The 4,239-nt window shown below is 33.3% G+C and carries 4 protein-coding genes; all 4 read right to left on the bottom strand.

The window, feature by feature from the left end:
* Positions 1-657 precede the first annotated feature (657 nt).
* The 4 genes from ACE1EF_RS19890 to ACE1EF_RS19875 all read right to left on the bottom strand — a co-directional run bounded on the left by ACE1EF_RS19890 (position 658) and on the right by ACE1EF_RS19875 (position 4,130).
* Entirely contained in the window at positions 658-1,170 is a 513-nt protein-coding gene (locus tag ACE1EF_RS19890; RefSeq protein ID WP_375722462.1) for a hypothetical protein, read from the bottom strand.
* A gap of 170 nt (positions 1,171-1,340) precedes the next feature.
* Entirely contained in the window at positions 1,341-2,504 is a 1,164-nt protein-coding gene (locus ACE1EF_RS19885; RefSeq protein ID WP_375722461.1) for an Ig-like domain-containing protein, read from the bottom strand.
* Positions 2,505-2,691: 187 nt separating this feature from the next.
* Positions 2,692-3,312, bottom strand: a complete 621-nt coding sequence (locus ACE1EF_RS19880; RefSeq protein ID WP_375722460.1) for a hypothetical protein — start codon at positions 3,310-3,312, stop codon at positions 2,692-2,694.
* A gap of 188 nt (positions 3,313-3,500) precedes the next feature.
* Positions 3,501-4,130, bottom strand: a complete 630-nt coding sequence (locus ACE1EF_RS19875; protein ID WP_375722459.1) for a hypothetical protein — start codon at positions 4,128-4,130, stop codon at positions 3,501-3,503.
* Positions 4,131-4,239 lie beyond the last annotated feature (109 nt).

Genomic DNA, 4,239 nt, shown 5'->3' with positions numbered 1-4,239 from the left:
AATTAACGTCTAACCAGCTAAGAGCAGCAACTAAATTAAAATTGACAGTCAATTTAATGACGGTTGCACCTAACGTTTCGCGGTATGCTGTCGTGGCAGTTTCTTTCCTAAGGGAAAGGAACTGTCAGGACAAAAGCGATAACCCGCGAATGTTGTAATATTTTATTTAAAAGTACTGCCATGCAGTATGACCGTGTGTTAGGTGCTGCTGTTTCTTTGTCCGCCCGCATTGAGATTGTAAGATCTGGTCATCTTTCCCGCTCAATTTCCCTGTCGTTAATCTGAAAACCCAAAACACGAAACTTTCCTGGTACTAAGGACAGTTGCTGCGACAACTTTGAGTTTAAAGATCACACCCTAACTACTCAAACGTGAAGACCAGCATAGGGGAGACGTTAATGCGGTGTCCGCCAACTCTAAGCACCATTTAAATAAAGCGTTGGCAAATTAACGGCTACCCAGCTAAGAGCAGCAACTAAATTAAAATTGACAGTCAATTTAATGACGGTTGCACCTAACGTTCCCGCGGTATGCTGTCGTGGCAGTTTCTTTCCGACGGGAATGGAACTGTCAGGATGAAAGAGCCCGACCGCGAATGTTGATATATTTGATTAAAAAGTACTGCCATGCAGTATGACCGCATGTTAGCAGCTGGGCTTATTTTATTTTATCGGCTAGAAACTCCATCTCCGCATATGGAGTACTGTCTATTTCTGCTCCTAAGGTTTTAAGGATAAGAATCTTTCCTCTTAATTCATTTTCTGTTTTAATAGTCCAAATTTGATAAGGTTTAACATCTAATGCCATAACTTCAAATGTTGAATCATTTGAGTAATCATATGTACTGTAGAATAGTTTGGCACTATCCAAATTTGAAAATTCTTTAGTCAAAACGAAAGTATTTTTCATGTCTGGATTAGATAAATATGGGCCAATTATCAAACCTGCACTTTTAACTTGTGCCAGAACCGTAAAGTCAGGTTTTACCCCATTTGAATTGGGATAATCTATGATTTGTTTACTTTCAAATCTAAAGCCTTTTACTTTACCATCTACACTCTTTGAGTCAAGTATAAATTTTACATTCTCAGTTTCTACAGTTTCATTTTTATCACAGGAAAAAAATATTATCAAAAGAGTTGGAATTAATAAAATAAATAAGTTTTTCATTTCGGTTAGTTTAAATGCCTTGCTGCTAACGTTCCCGCGGTATGGTGTTGTGGCAGTTTCTTTCACCCGTGAAAGGAACTGTCAGGACGAAAAGAGCTGGCAGCGAACGTTTATACATTTTGTTTAAAAATACTGCCATGCACTATACCGTGTGTTAGCAATAGGAGTTATTAAAAGTTGAAAACGGAATATTCAATATACATCTCGTTATATTTTTTCTTTGGATTACTTTCAATGTAAGATTTCATCTGATTAATATAATTAGATTTACTTTCTGCTAAGTAGATCTTGGCTTTAGAATAAACGCCATGGTGGTAAATTAGGTTTGTTGTTAGGGCATTTACATAACCCTTACATTGAGTATTATCGTCTTTGTTTCTTACTAACTGAGCAATATCTTTAAAGACATCTTCAGGATTACTATTGTCTATAATATTGAATGGGATGGTATATGCTGCGTAATACCCTAATGTGATGGCTGAGATATATTTATTACCGTATTTTTTCTTAAATTCTACTGGACTTTCTTTTAATAGTTCTTGTGCTTCTTCCGTTAATTCAATTGGACTTGTTACCTGTTGTTTTGCATAACGATAAACAACCCTAACATCATACATAATGTCTGCATCTTTAAAAGGAGGTAGGATGTCATAAAATGCTGAATCTAATTCGTAATTCGATTCATTATAATTAAACATTATATCCGCCATTTGTTGCCAGTTATAATTATTCAATAATAATAAGCTATCTTGGTATTCTTTGCGTTCCTTTTCTGATTCCAACACCCTAACATAAAATTCATATTCATCAAGAATCGTTTCTTGCACTAGTACCTTCTGTCTGTCAATAGCCGTTAGTGGTGTCAATTTACCTTCTGACTCAAAGAAAAAATCAGCAGCTCCCATTAAACAAGTTTCCTGGTCATAATTGAAAATCCTATTTTTTATTTTAGTTCCAGAATCTTTTACTGTCAAGTTAACCGAAATGGGTGAAGTAGGCATAATGTATGGTTTATGTTTTGTATACAGGTATCCTTGCAAATGATATTTTCCTTCAAGGACCGGATTAAAAAAACCATTCCATTCAATAGGGACAGTATCTGAACTTCCATTATCTAGTGAAATAATTACTTGAAGTGGGAGATTTGGTGCTTCTCCTAAGTCTAATAATCTATCCTCAATTTTCTCGATCTTAGTAATCTTTACAGAATGATCTGGGAGTATTTGCTCCTCTGTAAAAGGTTTTTCTGCCTCTAAATTATTATTTTCACAGCCGGTATTGAATATTATGTTTAACAATATAATAAACATAAAAAATGAAGTTTCTTTTTTCATAAGCATTAATTGTTTAATGGTTGGTTTTATCTCTTATTGCTAACGTTCCCGCGGTATGGTGTCGTGGCAGTTTCTGTCCGATAGGATAGGAACTGTCAGGACAAAAGGTGTTTGTAGCGAACGTAGAATTATTTGGTTTAAAAATACTGCCATGCACTATGACCGCGTGTTGTATGGCGTTTTTTATTTATTCATAATTCTTTTGCCAGTCAAATATTGACACTCTGTTATTAAATAATATGGTGTCAAGCAAAGAATTTTCTTTTAACTCTAAGTCTTTTAAAAAAGATTTTCTATACTCAATAAGGACTTTCTTGATTGTATATATAATCTGTTGCAAATTTTTGGGGTTACTATTTTTATCATATACTATCAAAAAGCGTCCATGAGAAATTATAATTGGTGTATTATCTACTTTGTAAATTTCTTTTTCTGGGCCCTCAGAATCGTCGGATTTATTTATCAAATATTCCAATGCAATGTGGTAAAGATTTGATTTCGTTATTGGCTTATCTAGTTTTTCTCCGATCCAAAATATACTGTCGTTTCTTAGTACAATTCTTGCAATATTCCTCCCGTAATATGCAGGATATAATGGGATTTTATTTATTGAATCCTCTTTGTTTTTTAGCTTTTTTATATGAAAAATTGCTTCATTAAAATGGGAAGAATTTGGATTAGATAAAATATAGTTCTCAAGTTTTTTATAGTCATCGGTTTTGACAACTTTACTCCAGCCGTTATTATCATTTTCAGTACAGGAAATAACAAGAGCTATTAAAATATATGTAAAGTATTTAGCTTTCATAGTTGATTAGACAAATGCCATACAACGTTCCCGCGGTATGGTGTCGTGGCAGTTTCTTTCCTACGTGAAAGGAACTGTCAGGACGAAAAGTGCTGTGCGCGAACGTTGAATTATTTGGTTTAAAAGTACTGCCATGAACTATACCGTGTGTTAGGCCCAGTTTTTCTTTTTTCAGAATTAAGTCACTCCTAGATTTTTTGACTGATAAAGATTACAGTCATTCCGCATAAGATTAAAATGCAACTGATTAAATAGCTGATTAATACTTGTGCATTTCCTGCAGTATTCGAAAGTAACTCAATATAGTTGTAATTTATATAAATTATGGGCGCGATTATTGTTATAAATCCAAAAATAAAAGTCGGAATTATTGTTATCATTTTGATAAGTGAATTTTCCTGTCTTCGTATTAAATCAAGTCCTAGAATATATGAAGGAGGTAAGGTTAATCTAAAAATTTCTGAATCAAATTCTTTCTTTCGATGTTTCGCTAGTAACCATTCTATAGTTTCTTTTTGGTAAACTCTCAAATATCCTATAAATGAAGTTATACAAATCAAAAGTGATGGAATTAAAAGAAACCATGTTTTTATAAAATCTAAATTTATAAGTTTTTGTCCTAGAATGTTTATTTCAGAAAGATTTCCAGTAATTATAAGGTGATAAGCAACAATTGATAATAAAATCAAAGATGAATTAGTTACAAAAAGTTTATTGGTTGTTTTTAAGGATTCATTTATTTTTTCTATGTAATAATCTACTCTGTCTAAAGATTCTTCATCAAATAGACTCGGAATAATATATTTTAAACTTTTCATTATCTATGTGTATTTTATTTCTGAAATTGGGCCTAACGTTCCCGCAGTATGCTGTCGTGGCAGTTTCTTTCCGACGGGAAAGGAACTGTCAGGACAAAAGAGACAGCCT

Origin of the sequence: Quyinboa sediminis, assembly GCF_042219855.1 — a bacterium.
GTDB lineage: Bacteria > Bacteroidota > Bacteroidia > Bacteroidales > UBA5342 > JBHJHP01.
Note: the sequence above shows the minus strand (reverse complement) of the source record. Positions and strands in the feature narration are given on the sequence as shown.

Bases quoted from the DNA above. Each gene is read 5' to 3' on its own strand.
- ACE1EF_RS19875 (WP_375722459.1), bottom strand. From the start codon at position 4,130: ATGAAAAGTTTAAAATATATTATTCCGAGTCTATTTGATGAAGAATCT.
- ACE1EF_RS19885 (WP_375722461.1), bottom strand. From the start codon at position 2,504: ATGAAAAAAGAAACTTCATTTTTTATGTTTATTATATTGTTAAACATA.
- ACE1EF_RS19890 (WP_375722462.1), bottom strand. From the start codon at position 1,170: ATGAAAAACTTATTTATTTTATTAATTCCAACTCTTTTGATAATATTT.
- ACE1EF_RS19880 (WP_375722460.1), bottom strand. From the start codon at position 3,312: ATGAAAGCTAAATACTTTACATATATTTTAATAGCTCTTGTTATTTCC.